Annotated in this window: 28 protein-coding genes; 26 read left to right on the top strand and 2 right to left on the bottom strand. The window is 50.7% G+C overall.

Translation table 11 applies throughout. The features are described 5' to 3' along the window. Positions 1-202 precede the first annotated feature (202 nt). The 5 genes from NSQ73_RS11290 (at position 203) to NSQ73_RS11310 (ending at position 2915) form a co-directional block, all read left to right on the top strand. The gene (locus NSQ73_RS11290; RefSeq protein WP_340986479.1) at positions 203-736 is read left to right on the top strand and encodes a TetR/AcrR family transcriptional regulator; all 534 of its coding nucleotides are present in this window, start codon (positions 203-205) and stop codon (positions 734-736) included. Between the two features lie 12 nt (positions 737-748). After that, positions 749-1072, top strand: coding sequence for a DMT family transporter (locus NSQ73_RS11295; RefSeq protein ID WP_042138348.1), 324 nt, complete (start codon positions 749-751; stop codon positions 1070-1072). A 3-nt stretch (positions 1073-1075) separates the two neighbouring features. Continuing rightward, complete coding sequence (locus tag NSQ73_RS11300) at positions 1076-1429, top strand: DMT family transporter (RefSeq protein WP_042138345.1); 354 nt, start codon at positions 1076-1078, stop codon at positions 1427-1429. A gap of 179 nt (positions 1430-1608) precedes the next feature. Continuing rightward, positions 1609-2352 carry an N-acetylmuramoyl-L-alanine amidase family protein gene (locus tag NSQ73_RS11305; RefSeq protein ID WP_340986480.1) on the top strand — a complete coding sequence of 248 codons (744 nt, stop codon included), beginning with the start codon at positions 1609-1611 and terminating at the stop codon, positions 2350-2352. A 38-nt stretch (positions 2353-2390) separates the two neighbouring features. After that, positions 2391-2915 (top strand): DNA topology modulation protein, encoded by a 525-nt coding sequence (locus NSQ73_RS11310; RefSeq protein WP_340986481.1) that lies wholly within the window; start codon positions 2391-2393, stop codon positions 2913-2915. 95 nt (positions 2916-3010) lie between these two features. On the opposite strand, the gene NSQ73_RS11315 is transcribed toward NSQ73_RS11310, so the two are convergent. After that, complete coding sequence (locus tag NSQ73_RS11315; protein WP_340986482.1) at positions 3011-3544, bottom strand: CDP-alcohol phosphatidyltransferase family protein; 534 nt, start codon at positions 3542-3544, stop codon at positions 3011-3013. Positions 3545-3761: 217 nt separating this feature from the next. Between NSQ73_RS11315 and NSQ73_RS11320 the strand changes: the two genes are divergently transcribed. The 9 genes from NSQ73_RS11320 (at position 3762) to NSQ73_RS11360 (ending at position 11183) form a co-directional block, all read left to right on the top strand. Next, entirely contained in the window at positions 3762-4643 is an 882-nt protein-coding gene (locus NSQ73_RS11320) for an AraC family transcriptional regulator (RefSeq protein ID WP_340986483.1), read from the top strand. 109 nt (positions 4644-4752) lie between these two features. Further along, the gene (locus NSQ73_RS11325) at positions 4753-5373 is read left to right on the top strand and encodes a DUF2185 domain-containing protein (RefSeq protein ID WP_340986484.1); all 621 of its coding nucleotides are present in this window, start codon (positions 4753-4755) and stop codon (positions 5371-5373) included. Between the two features lie 242 nt (positions 5374-5615). After that, positions 5616-6488, top strand: coding sequence for a hypothetical protein (locus NSQ73_RS11330; RefSeq protein ID WP_340986485.1), 873 nt, complete (start codon positions 5616-5618; stop codon positions 6486-6488). A gap of 42 nt (positions 6489-6530) precedes the next feature. After that, positions 6531-7058, top strand: a complete 528-nt coding sequence (locus NSQ73_RS11335) for a hypothetical protein (protein ID WP_076243240.1) — start codon at positions 6531-6533, stop codon at positions 7056-7058. A gap of 22 nt (positions 7059-7080) precedes the next feature. Continuing rightward, the gene (locus NSQ73_RS11340) at positions 7081-7605 is read left to right on the top strand and encodes a hypothetical protein (RefSeq protein WP_340986486.1); all 525 of its coding nucleotides are present in this window, start codon (positions 7081-7083) and stop codon (positions 7603-7605) included. A gap of 181 nt (positions 7606-7786) precedes the next feature. Then, positions 7787-8818, top strand: coding sequence for an ATP-binding cassette domain-containing protein (locus NSQ73_RS11345; RefSeq protein ID WP_340986487.1), 1032 nt, complete (start codon positions 7787-7789; stop codon positions 8816-8818). Next, complete coding sequence (locus NSQ73_RS11350; RefSeq protein WP_340986488.1) at positions 8815-9627, top strand: ABC transporter permease; 813 nt, start codon at positions 8815-8817, stop codon at positions 9625-9627. Before NSQ73_RS11345 ends, NSQ73_RS11350 begins: the two co-directional genes overlap by 4 nt. A gap of 504 nt (positions 9628-10131) precedes the next feature. Further along, positions 10132-10629 (top strand): hypothetical protein, encoded by a 498-nt coding sequence (locus tag NSQ73_RS11355; protein WP_340986490.1) that lies wholly within the window; start codon positions 10132-10134, stop codon positions 10627-10629. A 29-nt stretch (positions 10630-10658) separates the two neighbouring features. Next, positions 10659-11183, top strand: a complete 525-nt coding sequence (locus tag NSQ73_RS11360; protein ID WP_340986491.1) for a hypothetical protein — start codon at positions 10659-10661, stop codon at positions 11181-11183. Between the two features lie 12 nt (positions 11184-11195). On the opposite strand, the gene NSQ73_RS11365 is transcribed toward NSQ73_RS11360, so the two are convergent. Continuing rightward, entirely contained in the window at positions 11196-12173 is a 978-nt protein-coding gene (locus NSQ73_RS11365) for a biotin--[acetyl-CoA-carboxylase] ligase (protein WP_340986492.1), read from the bottom strand. A 221-nt stretch (positions 12174-12394) separates the two neighbouring features. Between NSQ73_RS11365 and NSQ73_RS11370 the strand changes: the two genes are divergently transcribed. The 12 genes from NSQ73_RS11370 (at position 12395) to NSQ73_RS11425 (ending at position 22900) form a co-directional block, all read left to right on the top strand. Further along, positions 12395-12946 (top strand): biotin transporter BioY, encoded by a 552-nt coding sequence (locus tag NSQ73_RS11370; protein WP_340986493.1) that lies wholly within the window; start codon positions 12395-12397, stop codon positions 12944-12946. A gap of 8 nt (positions 12947-12954) precedes the next feature. Beyond that, positions 12955-14445 carry a class I adenylate-forming enzyme family protein gene (locus NSQ73_RS11375; protein ID WP_340986494.1) on the top strand — a complete coding sequence of 497 codons (1491 nt, stop codon included), beginning with the start codon at positions 12955-12957 and terminating at the stop codon, positions 14443-14445. Positions 14446-14450: 5 nt separating this feature from the next. Beyond that, on the top strand, positions 14451-15602 hold the full coding sequence (locus NSQ73_RS11380) for a thiolase family protein (RefSeq protein ID WP_340989253.1): 1152 nt from the start codon (positions 14451-14453) through the stop codon (positions 15600-15602). Further along, positions 15599-15973: an FAS1-like dehydratase domain-containing protein gene (locus NSQ73_RS11385; RefSeq protein ID WP_340986496.1), complete on the top strand. Its 375-nt coding sequence runs from the start codon at positions 15599-15601 to the stop codon at positions 15971-15973. Before NSQ73_RS11380 ends, NSQ73_RS11385 begins: the two co-directional genes overlap by 4 nt. A gap of 1 nt (position 15974) precedes the next feature. Then, positions 15975-16328, top strand: a complete 354-nt coding sequence (locus NSQ73_RS11390; RefSeq protein ID WP_340986498.1) for a MaoC family dehydratase — start codon at positions 15975-15977, stop codon at positions 16326-16328. Further along, a complete protein-coding gene (locus NSQ73_RS11395) occupies positions 16325-17161 on the top strand; it encodes an SDR family NAD(P)-dependent oxidoreductase (RefSeq protein ID WP_340986499.1) in 837 nt (278 codons plus the stop codon). Before NSQ73_RS11390 ends, NSQ73_RS11395 begins: the two co-directional genes overlap by 4 nt. Beyond that, the gene (locus NSQ73_RS11400; protein ID WP_340986500.1) at positions 17148-17948 is read left to right on the top strand and encodes an ATP-binding cassette domain-containing protein; all 801 of its coding nucleotides are present in this window, start codon (positions 17148-17150) and stop codon (positions 17946-17948) included. The genes NSQ73_RS11395 and NSQ73_RS11400 overlap by 14 nt, the downstream gene beginning before the upstream one ends. After that, positions 17933-18793 carry an ATP-binding cassette domain-containing protein gene (locus NSQ73_RS11405; protein ID WP_340986501.1) on the top strand — a complete coding sequence of 287 codons (861 nt, stop codon included), beginning with the start codon at positions 17933-17935 and terminating at the stop codon, positions 18791-18793. Before NSQ73_RS11400 ends, NSQ73_RS11405 begins: the two co-directional genes overlap by 16 nt. Then, positions 18783-19571 carry an energy-coupling factor transporter transmembrane component T family protein gene (locus NSQ73_RS11410; RefSeq protein WP_340986502.1) on the top strand — a complete coding sequence of 263 codons (789 nt, stop codon included), beginning with the start codon at positions 18783-18785 and terminating at the stop codon, positions 19569-19571. Before NSQ73_RS11405 ends, NSQ73_RS11410 begins: the two co-directional genes overlap by 11 nt. Positions 19572-19714: 143 nt before the next feature. Continuing rightward, on the top strand, positions 19715-20254 hold the full coding sequence (locus tag NSQ73_RS11415; protein ID WP_340986503.1) for a GNAT family N-acetyltransferase: 540 nt from the start codon (positions 19715-19717) through the stop codon (positions 20252-20254). A gap of 16 nt (positions 20255-20270) precedes the next feature. Continuing rightward, positions 20271-21182, top strand: a complete 912-nt coding sequence (locus NSQ73_RS11420) for an aminoglycoside phosphotransferase family protein (RefSeq protein ID WP_340986504.1) — start codon at positions 20271-20273, stop codon at positions 21180-21182. 161 nt (positions 21183-21343) lie between these two features. Next, a complete protein-coding gene (locus NSQ73_RS11425) occupies positions 21344-22900 on the top strand; it encodes an ABC-F family ATP-binding cassette domain-containing protein (RefSeq protein ID WP_042138297.1) in 1557 nt (518 codons plus the stop codon). The last annotated feature ends 108 nt before the right edge of the window (positions 22901-23008 follow it).

Here is a 23008-nt window from a genome sequence, read left to right on the forward strand (position 1 = left end):
GGGAACTGTACAGAGGGAGCTGCCCCAGAATAAGTCTGAGGGGAATAATGTTGTGGCCTACAATCTCCAAAGTTGCTAAATGCCGGATAAGCTGCATAATGCATAAACTCCAGTTTGATTCTTCTGCCGGGCGACTTTGTTCCTGTCCTTCATTTGACAAACAAACCGTCCAGACGGTATAGTAAATACAGAGGTGATTCACATGAACAGCAATTCCAAACGCAATTTGATTCTGGCAGCCGCTTCAAACGTCGTGAAGCATCAAGGAATTGAGAAGCTGACACTTGAGGCGGTGGCCGCCGAAGCAGGGGTGAGCAAAGGCGGTCTGCTGCATCATTTTCCGAATAAGGACGCCTTAATTCATAGCATGGTGTCAGGGATAACGAATGAATTCATAACCGATGTTCAGAATAGGGCGGCCCGGGATACACGGGATCAAGGGAAATGGAGCCGGGCCTATTTGCAGTCCACCGTCGAAGCAGATAAGGAAGCGCAGGGCATGAACGTAGCGCTTAACGCAGCGCTTTTTACCAACGGGGATCTGCTGGAGGACCTTCGGAAACAGTACTCTGTCTGGCAGCAGAACATTGAGCACGATGGACTTGATCCGGTGATCTCCTCGATGGTCCGGCTGGCTGTAGACGGCCTGTGGTTATCGGAGGTATTTGGAATCGGCGATCTCAGCAGTGAAATGCGGGACAAGGTCGTCCGCAAATTGCTGGAGATGATTAATTAGGAGGCAACCCAAGTGAATTCTTATGTATTATTGTCGTTAGCTATTGTGAGTGAGGTCTTCGGCAGCTCCATGCTTAAGGCATCGAACGGTTTCAAAAGACTGCTTCCATCCATTGCGGTGGTCGCCGGCATGGGACTGGCATTCTTCAATCTGTCACTCGCGCTGAAAGAGATCCCCCTCGGGACGGCTTATGCCATCTGGTCAGGTGTGGGAACGGCGTTAACCGCATTGGTTGGCGTACTGGTCTATAAAGAAAGTCTGAATGTCAAAAAAGTAGCAGGACTGCTCCTCATCATTGGCGGTGTGGTGCTCCTGAAGCTTTCAACGGAGGGTTGAACTGTGAAAAGTTATCTTGCACTAAGTATTGCCATCATCTCGGAAATTTTTGGCACGACGATGCTCAAGCTCTCCGACGGATTCAGCAGTGTGCTGCCGTCTATCGGGGTAGTGATTGGAATGGGTGTGGCTTTTTACAGCTTGTCCATTAGTCTCAGAACCATACCGTTAAGCCTGGCTTATGCCATCTGGTCCGGGGCAGGGACGGCGCTGACTGCACTCATCGGCATCCTGATCTGGAATGATCCCTTCAACCTGCTTACCGGTATTAGTCTGCTTATCATTATCGGGGGGCTTGTCTTGCTGAATTCCTCTAGTCATGCCGGGCAGGCAGCGGAGCATACACCCGCCAAATAGCATAGAAATAACAAAAGACTGATTGGAGCCATGACAAATGCCTCAATCAGTCTTTTTTGCAAAGATAAGAATCTATAGGCGTCCGTGTATCGTTACAGAATTAGGTCTTGCCTATCCAGCCTCCAGTATGCTGAAATGTAAGGGGATACGAAATGAAGTAGCGATAAGGAGAGACCGGAATGAAGAAGATGTACATTATAGCTGCCGCATGGCTCAGTCTGCTACTGCTTGCGGCATGCAGTGATGGCGTCAGTAACGGTTCAGGCGGAAATAGCGCAGATTCAAGTCTGGCTGCAGCTCCGGCGGCGGGTAATCGGGCAATTCATGAATCAGATCGTACAAGCGGGCCTGAAAGCAGTGATCCGGTGTATTCCGGACCTGTGTACAAGGTCGTAATCGATCCGGGGCACGGCGGTGAAGACCCGGGTGCGACTTCTGTGAGCGGACGGTTTGAGAAGGAGTTCAACCTCAGCGTATCACAGGCAATAGCACAGAAGCTGGCGGATGATCCGCAGCTTCAGATTGAGCTTACTCGGACCGGGGATGCTTTCATTTCCACGCATGAGCTGTACCGGCCGGAGTTCGCGAATAACCTCCTCGCAGATTTATTTATCTCCATCCATGGTAATACCTATGAGGATTCGTCGGCATCGGGCACGCAGTCCTTTTATTATCATGACGAATCACTGGCTTTTGCCGAGACTATACATAAGCATGTCATTCAAGCTACCGGGCTTAAAGACCGCGGAGTTAAGGTTGCGAACTTCTTTGTGCTGCGGGAGACGGAGATGCCGTCCGTGCTGCTGGAACTGGGGTATTTGACCAACCCGGGCGATGAGGCGAAGATGTGGACCAATGAGTTTCAGGAAGCAGTTGCCTCATCCATAGCGGATGGAATCAAGGAATACTTGCAGCTGGATTGAAGGGAAAGTAGTTACGTCATATTGGACAGGGAGAACTTATGAACCGGATTCTAATTCTCGGATCGGGAGGCTCGGGCAAATCCACCTTGGCACGGCAGCTCGGCGGTCTGCTCCATCTTCCGGTTGTGCATCTGGATTCCCATTTCTGGAGCCCGGGCTGGATTCCCAAGCCGGATGAGGAATGGGACGGGCTGGTCCGGCAATATACGGATCAAGAGCAGTGGATTATGGATGGCAACTACTCAAGGACGATGGATATCAGGATCAAGCGGGCGGATGTCATCATTTTTCTGGATCTGCCGAGGCTCTTATGTATGTACCGGATTGTGAAGCGGCGTCTAATGTACCATAACCAAACCAGACCCGATATGAACGAAGGCTGTCCGGAGAAGCTCGACTGGGCGTTCGTGAATTGGGTCTGGAGCTACAAGACACGGAGCCGCGACAACACCATTGCAAGACTCCGGCAGGCCGGCGCTCATCAGCAAGTCATCACCGTTACCTCCAGACGACAGGTCAAGGCGTTAATCAGGAGCTTTGCGGATGCCGGACCTTTTGGCTAAGTATTCGTGGTGTGCGGGACTATAGAAGAATAGGCAGTGTTACCGGAGAACCCGTTGTGTGTGTTATGGGTTCTTTGGGGTGTATGAACAGAAGATTAGCGCCGCCGATACAGCCCCTTCCGGTCCAGCTGCAGCTGGCTTGAGCTCAGAAGGATGATGAATTCCTCCACAGCGGATATAGTAGCTACGGTGCATACAACAGCAGTCCAGACACCTTGATGAATATACGGAAGCAGCAGAGGTGTGATAAATAACAGGAGTCCGGCGAGCTTGTTGCCATAGGTATGAATGCTGCCGTAGGTCCGGAATCTGCGCAGTGCGGTCAGCATGGAGGCACCCCGGATTAAGGCGATCAGCATGATCCAGAGGAGAACCCCGGGTGTAAGTCCAAGGAACGGATACAATGTATATAATGCAGCGCCTACCAGCGTCATGTCGGCTATGGAATCGAGCTTGGCGCCGAGACTGCTGATTGTTCCGGTTTTTCTGGCAATCGGCCCGTCCAGCATATCTGTGATTCCGCACAGGATATAGACAGCGGTGAAGCCCGCGCCCAGCGGCTCAAGCCATAACAGCAGGAGTGCCAGCAAGGTCCGGCTGAGCGTTATGCAGTTGGGTATAAGCTTCATTTCAAGCCTCCGTCTTCCCGCCGGGGGAAATTGCTTTTTATATAGTATCTATGCTTCATTATCATTAAAATAGAGCGGATTGTCTTCATATATATCAACTATATTATGGCAGAATTATTGCTGTGCCAGGGGCAGTACCCGTCAATCTGGTGCAGGAACTGACGGACCCGGTCTTGGGATAGCTGTTAATCTGATGGTGAGGAAAGGGTGATAAACGATGAACCTGCTCGAAAATATGAACGCGGCCCTCTCCTATATTGAAGAGCAGCTGGAGGGTGAGGTGGATGTCAAGGAGGCAGCGAGGCGGGCGTTATGCTCGGAGTATCATTTCACGCGGATGTTCTCCTTTCTGGCAGGTATTCCGCTGTCGGAATATATCCGCCGCAGACGTCTCACATTGGCCGCATTCAAGCTGCAGGGCAGCCAGCAGCGGATTATTGATCTTGCCCTGGAATTTGGTTATAGTTCACCGGATGCCTTCACCAAGGCCTTCCAGCTGGTTCACGGCGTGACGCCGTCGGAAGCAAGAAGTGCAGGGACACCGCTGAAGGCCTTTCCCCGGATGACTTTTCAATTAACGATCAGAGGAGGCAGTGAAATGAATTACCGTATGGAAGAGAAAGCGGCTTTTAGCATCGTCGGACTGAATAAAAGGGTGCCTATCCAGTTCAACGGAGTGAATCCGGAAATCGCAGCGATGTGGCAGAGTCTCAATATGGAGATCATTACTGAACTGAAGCAGCTGTCCAACATCGTTCCTGCCGGGATGATCAGCGCATCGGTGAATTTCTCCGAAGGGAGGATGGAGGAACGGGGGGAGCTCGATCATTATATTGGTGTAGCTACCACACTGGACTGTCCTCCCTCCTATGCCAAGCTTGAAGTCCCTGCGTCTACATGGGCTGTATTTGAAGCGGTGGGGCCGTTTCCGGATACACTCCAGAATATCTGGGGACGGATTTATTCCGAATGGTTCCCCTCTTCCAATTACGAGCAGGTCGAAGGGCCGGAGATCCTCTGGAATGAGAGCAAGGATACAACTTCGCCAGCGTACAGAAGTGAAATATGGATACCTGTACAGGAATCGAAACTCCTTTAATTGTACCTGTGCCTGAGCTTAAGATGGGTGGATTTTCCTGACCAAATGAATCGTGTCTCCCGCAATGGGGTAATGGTAGTCTAGCACTACAGACTAGGAGGCACACGTTATGGAATGGACTTTGGAAGATGTGGAAGAAGTGAACCGGCAGCATCCTAATTCTTTCTTTATTCCCTCCCGGCAAGAACGGATGACCCAGAACCCAGGAAGAATGGTTAGGCTGCATTTCATCCTGACGAACCCGAAAGAAGGAGAACCCCGCGCTGAACGGATGTGGGTGGAGATTACCGGGCAAGATCCGGTTACCGGACGTTATACGGGGCTGCTGACGAATGTGCCCGGAGTGATACAGACGCTGCAACCTGGAGCTACCGTGGAATTCGAGCCCAGACATATTGCCCGGACAATTCTGCGAGAAGGAGACCCGGCGTGGGTCGAGGTAGGCGAGAAGGCGGCGCTGGTGACCAAGAAATGCATGCTGCCCGGCAGCGGGGTTCGCTGGATGTACCGTGAAGCAGCCACACGGGAGCAGGACAGCGGATGGAGGCTATTCACCGGGGATGAGGATGGAGCATACCTGAGTGATCCCAAGAATACCGCGATCATGAATGTGTACGATCTGATTGACCGCGACCCGGGCTTACTGGAGCCTTTTAGAGGAGCTGTAGGTACGGCATTTGAACGGAGCGGCCCGGATGCAGCATGGGTAGAAGTGAAGAATTGGCGGTAAGCATAATATGCGGGGCTGGCGGTTCATAGAAATCTGTGGCCGGCAGATGCTGGAATCAGGTATAGGCAGTGCATAAGCATGGGCAAAGGCGCGGAGGGGACAACAGTTCTCTACCGCGCCTTTGTTGCTGTTTAGATGAGCTGGTGTGTTGAATCTTATTGATAATTATTAATTGTAACATTATTATAAATATTAGTATTATATGTAAAGTAAAATAATGTAAATTGAGGGAGTGCAATATTTTGTTGAGATTCCAAACCATGATAGTATCCTTTTTCCGCTCCAGACACGGCTGGTTAAAAGCCGGGATCGCAGCAGCAGTGCTGGTGATCCTAATTGGCGGTGCACTCTTTCTGCGCCTTGTTAAAGATGAGGAACCCGTAGCCCCAAAGGGAGGAATAATATCGCCAGTCTTTAACTTGCCGTCACAGACGGAGGGGATTCTCAATGCAACGATGTTAGGAATGATATATTATAACGGCAAAGTGTACACTCAAACGTATACGGAAATCCCGCCCGAACAAGCAATAAATTTGAGAGGGAAGAAGCTCGGAACGGCTAAAGGCAATCTTAACGGTTGGAAGCAGCAGGGGAAGAAGGACACCAATCTAGCTTCAACAGTTGACAAGGCAGATGTCTATGCTGTGAAAGGCTATAATAAGAATTTCCGAATAATGACATATTCTGAAGAGCATTCATATGTTCAAACTGCATTTTATGAGTGTACGGGCGGGTTGCCGTTAAGTGAGGGCAGAGATTTTTTCAAACCCTTTAAAATGGCCGGAAATGTGGTTAGTGCCCAATATCAAAGCTACTCAGAATGGAGAACAGGTATAGATCAGTTACACCCGGTTCCTGATTTGGAATTGATCAACACCCTGGTTGATCAGCTGTATGATGCCAGATTATCTGTACATGAGGGCATGGATGGACAATTGGGCGACTATGACAATGATGAACGGTACAGACGAATTACAATTCATTTAAAAGATGGCACTGAGGTTACTTTGATAATGATCAAAGGCGGCTACATTGATTACGGATTTGCCAGAATGTATTTCCAAATCGATAACGAATTCGCTACGCAGCTCTGGGATGCTTTGAGTCCGATATAATTCTGTACCGGAAGTTTACGGAAGCGGAAAGGGGACATACATATGGGCAACCGGATATCTATGCCAGAGCACTTTGGCGAAAGCATTGAGTCGTTAAAAATGTCGAATAGTTTGACCTCCTTTTTTATTGAGGTGCTGGCGCTCAGCGGGTCTATGTTTGCAGAAAACAACCGCGAGAAAGAAATGGTGATCTGGTTAGCTCAGCAGGACCAGTCAGTGGTAGGCATAGGAACTGTCGGTTTTGATATCGATGATATGCCGTGGACTATAGAATCGTTTGAACGGGAAAGGAATTTTATCTTACACACGATTTCAGGAGCAATGGAACGTCATGGTTGGGAGCGGCTGAAGTATGAACCCCGGGAAGATTGGATCATAGAATGCTTATTAAAGTTTCAGCGGATGATTTTTGCTTTTGATAAAGACAGCATTAAGATGGAAAGTTATTTAGAATGGTCAAAAATTGAAGAAGATGATAATAATCCTACGATCCCTATCGGGTACCCGAAATGCGGTATTCATGATATTTACTTGTCTTGCCACGGCTGTATATTGTGTAATAATACCTAAGAACATGCTGGAGGCGGATACAGTGAATAAATTATGCTTATTGCTGCTCGCAGTACTGCTCCTAAATGGCTGTAGTACGGATAAGGAGGCAGAGCACGCTGCTGGGCAGAACGTTATGCCGCAAGAAATGCCCGGAGATTTCGACTTTCTGGTCCGGTACGGCTATGGAGAAGCCACCAAGAATGAGATCAATACGTATCAGGATACAGTGGTAAAGGATCTGATCATGAATGGGACAGCGACGGCGAATGTTACTCTGACCGGGGATGAGATGCGCAGCATCTATGACCAGATGAAGGAAATCAACATTATGGGGACGATGGAGCTTGTGCCCGCCAGGCAGAGTTGTGCCGTCACCCCTTACCAGGAAGACAGCTGGCAGATTACTGTAGACGGAGTTACCCGTGATTTGAGCTGGTCCGGTGAGACTTGTGAGCTTACAGAAGATGCCGGGCAGCTGCTGGAGCTGCGGACCTTCATCGCGGACATCGTAGCCGGTAAGGATGAGTACAAAGAATTGCCGGAAGCCGAGGGCGGTTATGATTAATGATATTGTATTTAAGGTGTACGTCTGCAAGCGTACTTCTTCAGTCCGATCCCAAGGGATCGGATTTTTGTTTTAATAAGACGTGGGAAAAGCAACCTGGCGGATGAGAGGCAAGTTTATATTCAGTTTAAAAAAGTCGGGTACCATCCTAATACATTCAGTTGTCTAGGAGGAATAAGGGATGAAACAAGTACAACAATCAGGAAGAGCGCAGGAGACTGGCAGCTATGCCATCGAAGCGCAGGGGCTTGTCAAAACGTACGGCAGCAACCGCGCGGTCGATGGTGTGGACCTCAAAGTGGGCACGGGCATGATCTATGGGGTGCTGGGTCCGAACGGGGCAGGGAAAACGACGGTAATCCGCATGCTGGCCACCTTACTGCGGCCTGACGCAGGTTCGGCGCGTATCTTCGGACATGATGTGGTTAAAGAACCGCAGATCGTGCGTCAGTTAATCGGAGTAACGGGTCAATATGCATCAGTGGATGAGTCACTCAGTGCAACAGAGAATCTGATTATCTTCTCCAGACTGCTCGGACTGGGACGCGCCGAATCGAGAAATAAGGCTGAAGAGCTGCTGGAAGAGTTCGGCCTGACGGAAGCGGCCAAGCGTCCGCTGAAGAATTTCTCCGGCGGGATGCGCCGGCGGCTGGATCTGGCTGCCAGTCTGATTGCGCAGCCGCCGCTCATTTTCCTGGATGAACCAACAACTGGACTTGATCCGCGGACGCGCAATCAAATGTGGGACACCATCCGGCGGCTTGTATCGACCGGGTCAACCGTATTGTTAACCACGCAGTATCTGGAAGAGGCGGATCAGCTGGCTGACCGGATTGCCGTGATCGACACCGGAAAGGTGGTTGCAGAGGGCACCGTAGATGAATTGAAGGCTTCCGTCGGCAACTCCTCGCTGCATCTGAAGGTCTTGAACCCGCAGGATATGGGGAATGCCCGTCTGATCGTCGAGCGGGTGCTTCAGGTGCGGTCCAATGTATCGGCAGAATCCGCAAAGATCATGGCACCGATGGGTGATGTTGACCGGGTGACCGACCTGCTGGTCGCACTGCGGGAGGCGGGGATTTCGCTGCTTGAGATGAGCGTACAGAAACCGACACTGGATGAAGTGTTCCTGACCTTAACCGGTGATGGCGTGAAGGAAGAGGCCGGATATGCATCCGGATCAGCCAAGAATAAAGAGGGGGTATTGGCATGAGTACTGTAATCAAGCCGGGTACAGAACGCCGTCTGAAGAATCATACCAGCTTCGGCCAGGCGGTGCGCAATTCATTAACGATGGCCTATAGAGGGCTGCTCAAGATCCGGCGGACACCGGAGCAATTGTTTGACGTCACGTTCCAGCCGATCATTTTCACGCTGATGTTCACCTATATCTTTGGCGGGGCAATTGCCGGTGATGTAGCAAGCTATTTGCCGGTGATTATCCCCGGTATCTTAGTGCAGACCGTAATTACGACGTCTGTCGTCACGGGAGTCCAGCTGCGGGAGGATATGGAGAAGGGCGTGTTTGACCGCTTCAAGTCCCTGCCGATTGCGCGGATTGCTCCCCTGGCGGGAGCACTGCTCGCAGATACCATCCGGTATACCATTGCTACTGTACTCACCTTCGTTATGGGTTACATCATGGGCTTGCGGCCTGAAGGCGGCATCGGGAATGTTGCGCTCGCAGCGCTCCTTGTTATCGGATGCTCATGGGCAATCAGCTGGATCTTCGCCTTCTTCGGGGTTATCGCCCGGACGGCTTCCAGTGTACAGGGGATTTCCATGATCGTGCTGTTCCCGCTAACCTTCCTCTCGAATGCGTTCGTGCCGGTTGATACAATGCCGAAATGGCTGCAGTGGTTTGTAAATATCAATCCGATCTCACATCTGGTCACCGCCGTCCGCAATCTGGTCAACAACGGAACGGTAGGCAGCGATCTGGTCTACTCCCTCGTCGGAGCGGCAGTCATTGTCGCCATCTTCGCTCCAATCACGGTGCGTGCGTATATGCGCCGTACGTAATCCGCTTTACTTAAAGACGTTAACGGATGTAGAGATACATCGGGTTGGCGTCTTTTTTTCTTTTGGCAGGAAATGATGGATCAAATGTTGAAGTTTATTCTATATTTAGCTATTTAGCTTGAACTGGAGAACTTCCGGATTCGCAGCACGTCTTGCCCGAATTGCAAGTTACGGGTGGTCTGCTATGAGACTACCGCTCATATTATAACTGTAATTTGTACAACTATAATGCTACATTTCAGCGCAGGAACAGTTTTAATTGCACTTTGTACACTTATAAATGGCTTCTTTGCTGTAAAAGAACAATTTCCCTATTTTTAATTGTACAGAATACAGTTATTCCTAGACATGCGGTTTTTCGCCGCCTTTTAATTGCACTAAATACAACTATTTCCGCTATTCACTCCACGCTGCTCCTAAAGATTAATCTGCGCAAGCATCTGGTCTGCTGCACAGGGCACGTACATTTTTAATACAAATACTATTTAAGGGGAAAGAACTCAAATGATATATCTGCTTGATCATAGCGGTAAGGAAAGATGGTATTTTGAAGTGGATGAGGAAGGCTGGGCGTTCAGACAGATTTTGTTGGATGAAGGTAAAGAGAGTAAGATATCTAATCAAAAGAAATATGATTTTTTCTTATCTGAGACAGAATTACCATTAGATGACGGGACATTATTAAGAATTACTCAAGAAGAATTTGAAGAAGTATGGAGTAGGATAAATAGAGATCAAACGGAGCGTTGGGTTGAATTGAAAAGCAAACTTCCATTGGGTACCAAAATTACTGGCCCTATAGAGGTCCTCTACCCTCAAGGAGTAATTGTCAGTATTGCTGTATATGATGCTTTGGCTATGGCTGATTATGAAGAATGTGCTGCAAACTATAAGAACCGGAACATACATAAAGGTCTAAATGTAACAGCTAATATTATAGGGTACGACGAAGTGAATTATTGGTTTATTTTAGGGAATCCGAGAATTGTAGGTATGCAGTAAAAGTTACGATCGCAAGAAAGGGCGTAATCATGAACAAATTTGCGGGAATAGGAAGCAGCACAATCAAATATGCAATCCTGAACTTCATTCTGGTCATTACTAATCTGCTCTTATACGCTTCAGGTCCGGATGGCGGCGGAACCGGGGACCGGGAAGAAGGGTTATATTTCTATCAGCTGTACTTGGTCTGTCTTGCCGTAGTGTTCGTTGTATATGGTGTATGGTCAGTGACTTCGGGAAGACACAAGAAGAGCATCAGAGGCTTAACTGCTATCCCTGTGTTGTTGTCTTCGGTTTGTATCAGTGGTCTCTTGATATATACAATCAGCAAGAACAAGAGCCTGTACGACGAAATCTGGCTAAATAATTCAGGTTCGGAAGTCTTGGCGCTTAACGCAGACTTTCTAATCTATCTGGTATACTTCTTCCTGCTGTTCGCCATTTGCATCAGTGTGCTGGGGATTTTCTCTAGAAACAAATTGTCTATACTTGGACTGCTGCTGAATCTGTCTTTGTTCTATCTACACTTTTACGCTTTTGCGGTATGGATTTGATACAGCCAGCGGCTAGATGGTAATGCTGACTTCTCCGCTTGAAAGATACTCCTCGTCACCATTCGCATATCTGACCTTCAGACGGCAGTCGTTATCAATGTCAATAGCTGTCGCCTCGCGTTGTTTGTTATCCTTCATCACCGTTACAGGTTTGCCAAGGGAAAGGATTCGTTGTCTATATTCGGATAGAAACGGTCTGTCCGTTAAATGCGCATAGTATTCCATGAAATGATTCAGCACTTCTGCCGCGAGCCGGCAGCGGAGATCATCATAATGATTGCTTTCGGAAAATACAGACGTTGCAATCCCGCCAAGCCCGTCAGGAAAGCCGGCCGCCGGTAGGGTTACATTGATGCCAATGCCGAGAACGGCATAATCCAGCAAGCCATTCTCCAATGATAAGGAAGCCTCGGTGAGAATTCCGCACACCTTTTTGCCATCCATGAATACGTCATTGACCCACTTAATCTGTGTGTCTTTACCGGATACGCTCTCGATGGCCAGGGCAACGGCGGCGGCTGCGGAGGTCGTCAGAAGAATGGATTCTGCCGCAGATAGCTTGGGGCGCAGCAGGATGCTCATGTAGATGCCCGTTCCCCGCGGGGAAAAGAAGGGCCGGCCATTTCTTCCGCGGCCGGCAGTCTGCTCTTCCGAGAGGATCACTTTCCCTTCAGCCTCTCCATTTGCGGCCAGGATTTTTACTGCTTCGTTCGTTGAAGGTATAGTCTTGTAAACCTCAAGGCGCAGCTGTTGACCCTGTGGTTTCAGGTGTTTCGAAATGGCACCGGCAGATAAAATATCCGTTAGTGGGGATAAGGAATACCCTTTATTGGTTACAGCCTGTATGGAGTAACCGTCTGTCTGCAGCGACTTGATGGCTTTCCAGACTGCGCTGCGTGTTACGGATAACTGCCCTGCGATCTCCTCGCCGGATATATAACCGCCTTTGTTGCTGCCCAGCAAGGATAGAATTTGTTCTTTAACTGTCATGAAAATAACCCTCCAGAAATATTGCGTTCCGATCAATCCTCTCCGATTATATTAACATGCTTAGATAACAATAGGAAAATGAAGGTGTTATTTTCGCTGTATTGTGAACCATATTAAATTAATTGGTTTACAATAGAGAGGGTCTCCATTATAATTCAGCGTACTGGCTGTATTCTTTAACCAGAGCACAACCTTTATTTTATCCAATGGAGGTCAATATCTTGAAGACAAAAGAACTTGTATATGCCGCATTATTCGCTGCACTCATCGCGGTGCTCGGCATGATTCCGCCCCTGCCCCTTGGCTTCATTCCTGTTCCGGTCACTGCCCAGACGCTTGGAGTCATGCTGGCCGGCTGTTTTCTGGGCAGACGGATGGGGATCCTCAGTCTGGTTGTTTTTATCATTCTCATAGCCCTCGGATTGCCGGTACTGACCGGCGGGCGCGGCGGACTGGCGTTGCTCGTTGGACCGTCTGCCGGATACATATTCAGCTGGCTGGTTGCGGCAGGCTTCATCGGCTGGTGTTCCGAGAAAATCTGGCGCAGGGTCAGCATCTGGAAACTGATAGCCGTCAACCTGATCTTTGGCGTATTGCTGGTGAATCTGATTGGCGCACCTGTCATGGCCTTAATTACAGATACACCGGTCTGGACCGGACTGATTGGGGCTTTAGCCTTTCTTCCCGGAGACATGATCAAAGCGGTTATTGCGGCCGTCATAACGATGCAGCTGAAAGAAATCAGCCCCATTGAAGATCAAGCGGGGGTGTGATCATACCCATGAACCTGGTACAGCATATTTTAGAACGTGGACAGGCCGCCCCTTCCCGCATTGCGATCTCGGACGGCCGGGAAGAACGCTCCTACGCCCAGCTCATGGGGCTGGTACAACAGGTTGCAAACGGATTGCGGCATGGGGAACACATAAAGCGGAATATTGCTGTTGTATCCGGTAACCGTATGGAATTCGCCGAGTTTGTTCTCGGCGCCATCTATGCGGGATGCGTTCCCGTGCTGCTGGATCCCAAATGGCCTCCCGAACAACTGGATAAGGTTATCCGGCAGTGCGAGCCCGGACTGATTGTTGGTGAAGCGCGTTTTGCGGCTGATTTCACAGAACGTTATAGAGAAATCCCGCAGCTATACTTCGGCGGGGAGCAGAGCACCGGCAGCTATAGCTCTTGGCAGTCTGCCTTCGCGCCGGATGCCGCTACAGAGGAGAATCCGGAATTGCTGTTCATCGGATATACATCAGGCACAACTGGTCTCCCCAAAGGGTACATGCGGACTCACCAGTCCTGGTTAACAAGCTTTGAGGCGACGGAGAAGGCATTTAGGCTGAATAGTATGAAGCACGTACTTGCACCCGGGCCGTTCGTGCATTCCCTGTCGCTGTTTGCCATGATGCAATCCTTGTATAGTATGGCGACTTTTCATCTGCTCCCGGCATTCGATGCTGTGAACGTATTGAATCTCTGCTCCCATGAACCTAATATGGTCCTGTTCGTTGTGCCTGCGATGATTGACGCATTGGTCCGGCAGGCCGCTGCAACTACGGCCCCGGTATCGATACAGGCCATAATCAGCTCTGGGGGCCAGTGGCCAGTGACGTTGAAACAAAGATGTCGTGAGCTGTTCAAGGAGACGAAGCTCTATGAGTATTACGGCTCCTCGGAGGCCAGCTACATCAGCTATCTTGAAATAACCGGGGAGGAGGAGGCAGATTCCTTAGGTAAACCGTTCGACGGCGTGCATATTTCCATCCGCGATGCACAGTTTCGTGAGCTGCCTCCGGGTGCGGTTGGTGAGCTGTATATCCGGAGTGAAATGATGTTCACCGGGTATCACCTGCTGCCGGAAGAGACGGCAGGCGTGTTTCGCGGGGGCTGGCTGCGCACGGGCGACTACATGCTCCTTGATCAGAACGGGCATATGCACTTGGCTGGCCGTGCCAGCAACATGATCAAGAGCGGGGGACTCAAGGTGTTTCCCGAAGAAGTGGAGACAGTGCTGCGACGTATTCCGGCGGTCCGCGAGGTTATGGTATTCGGCAAGCCGGATGAGCGGTGGGGAGAGCAGGTAACGGCATTGATTGAGTGGAGCGGAGAACAGCAGCTCAGTCTGGAGCAGATCAGGGATTACTGCCGTCCATATCTTGAAGGCTATAAGGTGCCCAGGCAGCTCGTTCCTGTAGAACAGTTCATCTATACCAGCAGCGGAAAAATCGCACGCCAGCGGATGATGGACAATGTGAGAGAAGGGTTGAGATGAGAGAAATCAAAGAGGCCGTGCTGGTTATGGCCAGGCGTACACCTGTCGGCAAAATCGGTGGACAGCTAAGCTCGCTCGAACCGGAGCAGCTGCTTGCCCCGCTGATTCGCCTCCTCGTTACTGAAGCACAGCTGCCGCCGGAATGGATTGATGATGTTATCATCGGCAATGTCGTGGGATCTGGCGGGAATATTGCCCGTAAGTCTGTGCTTGAAGCAGGATTGCCTGTTACGGTTCCGGGAGTTACAGTCGACCGTCAATGCGGTTCAGGGCTTGAAGCCATCATCATGGCGGCCCGCCTCATTCAGAGCGGTGCAGGAGAGATATTCCTGGCAGGCGGAGCCGAAAGTGTAAGCCGGGCGCCTTGGCGAATGTTCAGACCCGGCACGCTGACGGGAACGCCAACCCTATATACACGTGCACCGTTCACACCCTTTGCTTACGGAGATCCTGACATGGGGCTTGCTGCAGAGAATGTGGCGGCCAAATACGGGATTACCCGTGAAGCGCAGGATCTGTATGCGCTGGAGAGCCATCTGAAAGCCGTCCGGGCTCAAAGTACAGGCAGATATGTACCGGAGCTTGTACCGCTGCAAATCAACGGATTACGGATTGCAGAGGATGAATGTCCGAGACCGGATACAAGCCTGGGGAAGCTGCGCAGCCTTCCGCCTGTATTTGCGGAGAATGGCACTGTGACTGCCGGGAATGCCTGTCCTATTAATGACGGTGCCGCTCTGGTGCTCATCATGTCGCGTGACAAGTGTGAACAGCTTAACCTGACGCCCATCCTCCGTTTTGTTGACTCTCAGGCTGCCGGAGTGGACCCCCGTTATCCGGGGATCGGACCGGTTCCGGCGGTCCGGAAACTGTTATGCCGCCAGGGTCTGACCATCGGAGATGTAGATATCGTTGAATTTAATGAAGCCTTTGCCGCTCAGGTATTGGCATCACTGCAGGAGCTTCAGCTTCCAGCGGATAAGGTTAATCCCGGCGGAGGCGCGTTAGCTCTGGGTCATCCTTACGGAGCATCCGGTGCGATCCTTATGACGCGTCTATATTCGGAGATGCTGCAAACCCCCTACAAACGGGGTATGGCTACACTTGGCATTGGCGGCGGGATGGGGCTGGCCGTTCTGGTGGAGGCGGTTATATGAACAAGATCCGCTTTCAGGTTCAGCTCACGACGGGAAATATCGTGCAGTATGCACACAGCATAGCTTCGCCCCTACAGAGAATAGGAGGAGCAGCCGTTGCTCCTTCGACTATGCCGGTCACATTCTGGAAGACAGCAGATGTCCCCTGGCTTCCCCTGAAAGCGGCAATGATTCACGGAACGCAGCAGTTTACTTATCATGCTCCGCTGATGGCGGGTATGAATTTGGAGTGCGAACTAACCTTACTTGCTATAGAGCACAAAAACGGCCGGAGCGGCGTGCTGACTTTCTATACCCATTCTCTATTCTGCTGTCACCGGGGCAGCCCCATCGCTGTAGCAGAAACCGTCTTGATCGGGAGAGGTGAATGATATGAGAATCAGGATTTCTGAGGCGGATATCCGGCAATATGCTGCTGTCACCAAGGATGAGGCAGCGATTCATTTGAATGCCGCAGATGCAAGAGAAGCGGGTTACGAAGCTCCCATTGCCCATGGAATGTACATCATGGGGCTGGCGCAGTCTTTATATATGAAAGAACACCTCTCCCATTGGATTCAGTCCATTACTATGCGGTTTGAGAAGCCGTGTGTTCAAGGCTCAGCCGTATGCTTCCGGTATAACGATTTGAAGCATGATCAGATCCAGGTAACGGTAGTGACAGATCACGGGGAAATCATCGCTAAAGGCTCTTTTGGCGTTGTAAAGGGGATCATGGATATATGAAGACGGTATTGATTACAGGGGCAACCAGAGGGATTGGACGAAGCATGGCTATTGAACTGGGACGCTGCGGATATCAGGTCGCCGTTAATGGTTTAAATGGCGAGAGTGTTAAGCAAGTAGTCGAGGACATCCGGGGGACAGGCGGCTTCGCGGAGGGATTCTGTGCCAATGTTGCCGATCCCGCTGCCGTTACGGTGATGATGGACGAAGTGGCCGGCAAGATGGGTTCCCTGGATATTTTAATTCATAACGCAGGCATCATTCATGACCGCAAATGCGGATTCATGACAGACCGGGAATGGCAGTCCGTTCTGGATGTTCATTTAAATGGGGCTTTCTACTGCATCCGGCGTGCAATTGCCCATCTGAGCCGGCAAGGAGGCGATATTCTGCTGATGACCTCAACCGCGGGACTCACCGGTTCGGCGGGGCAGGTCAATTACAGTGCGGCCAAGGCCGGACTTCTCGGGATGCTGTGGACGCTTGCCGATGAACTGAAGACCAAGCGGATCAGGGTTAACGGCATTGCTCCTGCTGCCTTAACCGATATGACCCTGCCGGTTGTTCAACATTTGACAGAAAAATATGCCCGGCGTAATGAGCCGCTTCCTGAGGCATGGAGCTTGGGTGAAGCGGACGATGTGGCCCGGTTCGTGCGTGCGCTTCTGGATCACAAGGACCCGGAGCTGACGGGGCAAGTGTTCGGCATTAACGGACAGCAGATTACACCTTGGGAGAAGCCACGGCCGCTTGCTACAGTCACTTCTGCGCCGGAAATTTTTTTTGAATTAAGGAAACAGCGGAGGGAGCGCGGGGCAGATGCTTGTATTTGATCAGGTCGATTATTATTACCGGAGCAGGAATCCGGTTCTTTGCCAGCTAAGCTTTGAAATCCGCCAAGGTGAATTCCTCTCCATCATTGGAGGGAACGGAAGCGGAAAGTCCACGCTCGCCAAGTTAATGAACGGGCTCCTGCAGCCAAGAGAAGGACAAGTAATGCTGGACCGTTTGAATACACGGACTCCTGATGACCTTGGGAAGATTCGGGAGCAGGCCGGACTGGTATTTCAAAATCCCGACAATCAGTTCATCACAACCTCCGTTCTGGATGAAGTGATATTCGGACTGGAGAATCTGCGCGTGCCGAGAGCTGATATGGCCGGGCGGGCGAATATGGCTCTGCAAGCAGTTCACATGGAAGAATATGCGGAAGCCATGCCGCATCAACTGTCAGGCGGCCAGAAACAGCGGGTTGCGGTTGCTGCTGTTGTGGCAATGGAACCTTCGATAATCATCTTTGATGAAGCGACCTCCATGCTCGATCCGCAGGGAAGAAGAGACATCCTCGAGCTAATGAACTTCCTTCACCGGCAGGGTAAAACCATCATTCAGATCACGCATCATATGGATGAGATTCTTTCCTCTGACCGTGTTCTGCTTCTGAGCAGAGGAGAAATTGCTTTTGACGGATCACCCTCCGCCTTGTTTAGCAGCGTATCCATTACAGAGCATCAGATCTCTCCCCCTTTTGCGGTAAGACTGCATCAAGCGCTCGGATTAAATGCCCCCCTGCGTGCGGACTGGAAGGAGACAGTGTCTGCCTTATGGCCTTCGAGTTAAATGACGTAAGTGTAAAGTTGAACGGGGTAGAGATTCTTCAATCCGTAAGCTGCACGCTTCAGGAGGGGAAATGGATTTCGGTGACTGGCCATACCGGAGCAGGGAAATCCACCTTTGCCAAAGTAATAAAGGGGCTGGTTCCTTTCTACAGAGGCGAATATACGCATGACCGCCAACCTCTGCCCAGGGACAGTAAAGGGAATACGAAGGCCGTCCCACAGATCGGTTATGTATTTCAATATCCGGAGCAGCAGCTTTTCGCAACGACGGTTTATAGGGAGCTGGCCTTTGCTCTTACTGTGAAGGGGGAATCACCAGGGAAAGTGGAAGCAGCAGTCAAGACGGTTATGGAGCAGCTGGGACTCCCGGCGGATCTTCTCCAGGAGAAGCCGTTCCAGCTTAGCGGGGGGCTTAAGCGGCTTGTCGCTGTCGCTTCCGTGCTGATTACGGAGCCGGAGCTCCTTATTCTGGATGAGCCCACCGCCGGACTTGATTCCGTGCACAGGACAGCGCTGCTGAGACAGCTCAAGGCATGGCAGAGGGAGAAGAACCGGACAGTACTGCTCATCTCTCATCAGCTTGAGGAGGTTGCCGACTATTCGGACGAGGTGATGGTCTTCCAGAAGGGACGTTTATTGGCCCATTTGGAGGCGGATGAACTGTTTCTGAAGCATGCAGCATTGATGGAGCAAGCCGGGTTGCCTCTGCCGGAGCCCATACAGCTCTTAAGATTCATTGAGGGGATTTCCGGACGGACTCTTACACCGGCGAGTTGCAGGGAAGAAGATATTATGCAGCTGGTGAGGAACGTCTGGCAGTCAAGAGGTCTTCATCATGAAGGATAACATCCTGCTGGGCCAGTATATCCCTTCAGATTCAGTACTCCACCGGCTAGACCCCCGTACCAAGCTGTTAAGCATGCTAACCTTTACAATTTGCTCTCTTTTACTCAATAATTATGGCGGATATGCTATAGCGTCTGTCTTTGTGGGAAGCCAGCTGCTGTTGTCCAGAGTTCCGCTGCGGAATTTACTTAGAGGATTAAAGCCGGTTGTGCTTATCCTGTCCTTTACTTTTGTATACCATCTCTTCTTTACCCCGGGAACGCCACTCTGGCCGGGTTCGGCCGTTAAAGTGACAGAAGCAGGAATAGAGAAGGGCCTCTTCGTTGTCTGGCGTATTCTCTTGCTCGTGTCGCTTGCTTCGCTGCTGACCTTGACGACCAAGCCGCTGGATCTGGCAAAAGGCCTGGAGCAACTGTGCAAGCCGCTATCCCGCCGGGGCGTTCCGGTTGAGGCTACTGCATTGATGCTCGTGATTGCAGTCCGCTTCATCCCGACAATTATTCAAGAGCTGGACCGCATTATGCTGGCGCAAAGAGCCAGAGGGTATGACATTATAGCGATCAAAGGCCATAAGCGGGTGTTTGCATATTTGTCATTGGTGGTTCCCCTGCTAATAACAACGGTTCAACGGGCGGAGCAGCTGGCAATGACAATCGATGCAAGAGCCTATGGGACTGGAAGGGGCCGCACTTCTTATAGAGAGCTAAGATTATCGCGGATGGATTATACCGCCGGGGGAGTCACGCTTGCTTACGTGCTGCTGCTTCTGTACCTGTAGCATGACCAGAGAGCTTGTTTAGAGCTTAATTAACTTCAATTCCGTATAGTTTATGTATAACGAAACCCTCCCTTAATCTGGAAATGGTTGCATGATATAATGAGCTTGCGATTATTCAGACCGAAGGAACAGAGGGGGAAGAAATGTATCTGCACAAAGGGAACCTGGTCATCAGGGATGCGACTATAGGCGATGCAAAGCTGTTATGCGGCTGGTGGAACGACGGGGAGATTATGGCGCATGCCGGGTTTCCTAACGGGATAGGCACTACTGAACAAGAGGTACGAAGCAAATTGCAGAGCGGGGCGGACCCGGAACGGCAAGGCCGTTTGATCCTGGAGATCAGCGGCGTTCCGGCGGGGGAGATGAGTTACAGCGCAGCTGCAGACCGTGTGGCAGAGATCGGTATCAAAATCTGCGATTTCAAAGAGCAGAATAAAGGGGCGGGTACCCGGTTTCTAACGATGTTTATCCGTTATTTATTTGATGTTCCGGGATATCACACAATCATCCTCGATACCAATCTTAAGAACACCAGAGCACAGCATGTATATGAGAAACTCGGCTTCCGGAAAATTGCGGTGCGAACGGATGCGTGGACAGATCAGCTTGGAGAATGGCAGAGTTTTATCGATTATGAGTTGACCCAAGCGGAATGGAGAGCAGACTGGCTACATGACTGAAAGGAGCCGTTGCGGCATGATTGTAATACCTGAACCTTTTACCAAAAGAATGCACGAACTCTATGGTAAGCAGGGCGTAGCATGGGCGGAGGCGCTGTCTGATCTGATTACCGACTGTGCAGACCGCTTCGGCTTTAGTCCGGAAGCTCCCTTTTCCAATTTATCCTATAACTTTGTACTCCGGGCAAAGCTCAGTAACGGGAAGCCGGCAGTCCTAAAATTATCCTTCATGAAGGAGGAGCTTTCTAAGGAAGTTAGTGTGCTTCGAGCCTATGAGGGCAGGGGGGCGATTCATGTACTGGATGCAGATGAGGACTGGGGTGTGGCCCTGCTGGAAGGAGCCGACCCCGGCACACCGTTGTCGGCCATTGAGGATGATGCGAAGGCGACGAATATCTTTTGTGAGGTATTTCAGCGCCTTCAGCTTCCTGCACCAGCCGGCAGCCGGTACCCGTCTTTGAAGCAGCACTTCGCGGCTATAGAGCGATACCGTGAGCGATTCGACGATGGGAACGCTGCAGTGCCACTGCCTGAGAGTTGGGTGGAGAATGCCGAAGAATGTCTGGTGTATCTCATTAACACCACGGAAGAGAATTTTCTGCTGCACGGTGATCTGCATCATGACAACATCCTCCGCCAAGGAGAAGAGCAATGGGTTGTTATTGATCCTAAGGGCATCATCGGTGACGTTCATTTTGATACTGTCCAGTATCTGCTTAACTATATGGATCGGGGTGGTGATTGCGAGCAGGTACTACGGGGCCGGATTGCCATTATGGCCGAACGCCTTGGCCTGGACCCCCGCCGAATCGCGATGTGGGGCGTGGTACGAGGCGTGCTTGAGGCATGCTGGACGATTGAAGGCGGAGGGACAGATTGGCACAGAGGTATCCAGTTAACAGAGCTTTTCGCCAAATGCCTGGATTGAGCCAAGAACTATACTTATGTTCCAAGGGAAGTCAAAGTGTGAGCAGACACTAACCTCAAGTTAGTGTTTTTTCGCCTTTTTTTGCAAACCGTCTGGAGTTGTGGCGCTTTAGCCTTTATAATATGACGAGAATATAGAATAAAGGAAAAGGTGTTAATTTCATGAGCATATTAAATGTAGAAAAGCTGAGTCACGGGTTCGGAGACCGGGCCATATTCACCGATGTATCCTTCCGCCTGCTGAAGGGCGAGCATATCGGTCTGATTGGTGCCAATGGTGAAGGTAAATCGACCTTCATGAATATCATTACCGGCAAGCTGCAGCCGGACGAAGGCAAGGTGGAATGGGCGAAACGCATGCGCGCCGGTTATCTGGATCAGCATGCTGTACTTCAGCAGGGACAATCCATCCGTGATGTTCTGCGCGGAGCCTTCCAATATCTGTTCGATATGGAACAAGAGATGAACGATATGTACGGCAAGATGGGTGAGGTTACCCCGGAGGAGCTGGAGCAGCTGCTGGAGGATGTCGGAACGATTCAGGACATGCTGACCAGCCAGGATTTCTATATGATCGATGCCAAAATCGATGAAACGGCCCGCGGGCTGGGTCTTACCGACATCGGTCTGGATAAAGACGTTAACGATCTCAGCGGCGGTCAACGGACCAAGGTACTGCTGGCTAAGCTGCTGCTGGAGAAGCCGGACATCCTGCTGCTCGATGAGCCTACGAACTATCTGGATGAACAGCATATCAACTGGCTGAAGCGTTATTTGCTGGATTACGAGAATGCCTTCATTCTTATTTCGCATGACATTCCGTTCCTGAACAGCGTAATTAACCTGATCTATCATATGGAGAATCAGTCGCTGTCACGTTATGTGGGCGATTATGAGTATTTCCAGCAGGTGTACGAAGCGAAGAAATCGCAGTTGGAATCGGCCTTCAAACGCCAGCAGCAGGAAATCGCCGATCTGAAGGACTTCGTTGCGCGCAATAAGGCCAGCGTAGCTACCCGGAATATGGCAATGTCCCGGCAGAAGAAGCTGGATAAGATGGATGTCATCGAGATTGCAAAGGAGAAGCCGAAGCCGCAATTTAACTTCAAGCAGGGCCGGACCTCCGGTAAGGTGATTTTTGAAGCGAAGGATCTGGTGATCGGCTACGATTCCCCATTGTCCAGACCTCTTGATCTGAGCATGGAGCGGGGACAGAAGATTGCCCTTGTCGGTGCGAACGGGATCGGTAAAACGACGCTGCTGCGCAGCATTCTCGGCCAGATTCAAGCCATTTCAGGCTCGGTGAGACTCGGGGATCTGCTGGAGATCGGTTATTTCGAACAGGAAATGAAGGAATCGAATTACAACACCTGTATTGAAGAGATCTGGAACGAGTTCCCGTCCTACTCCCAATTTGAAATCCGGGCGGCACTGGCCAAATGCGGCCTGACGACCAAGCATATCGAGAGCAAGATTGCGGTCTTAAGCGGCGGCGAGAAAGCTAAAGTACGTTTGTGCAAGCTGATCAACCGTGATAGCAACCTGCTTGTACTGGATGAGCCGACCAACCATCTCGATGTAGATGCCAAGGAAGAGCTGCAGCGTGCGCTCAAAGCTTATAAAGGCAGCATCCTGCTGATTTCCCATGAACCTGAATTTTACCGCGATATCGTGACGGATATCTGGAACTGCGAATCGTGGACGACAAAAGTATTCTAAAAAGCCGGCAATAACGCCGGTCTGACGGTGACCCGTAAGAGGACAGCTTTGAACAAAGTGCCCCTTCTTACGGGTCATTTATGTCAAGATTTAAGTATAGGTGCAGGA

It is taken from the genome of Paenibacillus sp. FSL R10-2736 (assembly GCF_038000245.1).
Lineage (GTDB): Bacteria > Bacillota > Bacilli > Paenibacillales > Paenibacillaceae > Paenibacillus_AQ > Paenibacillus_AQ phytohabitans.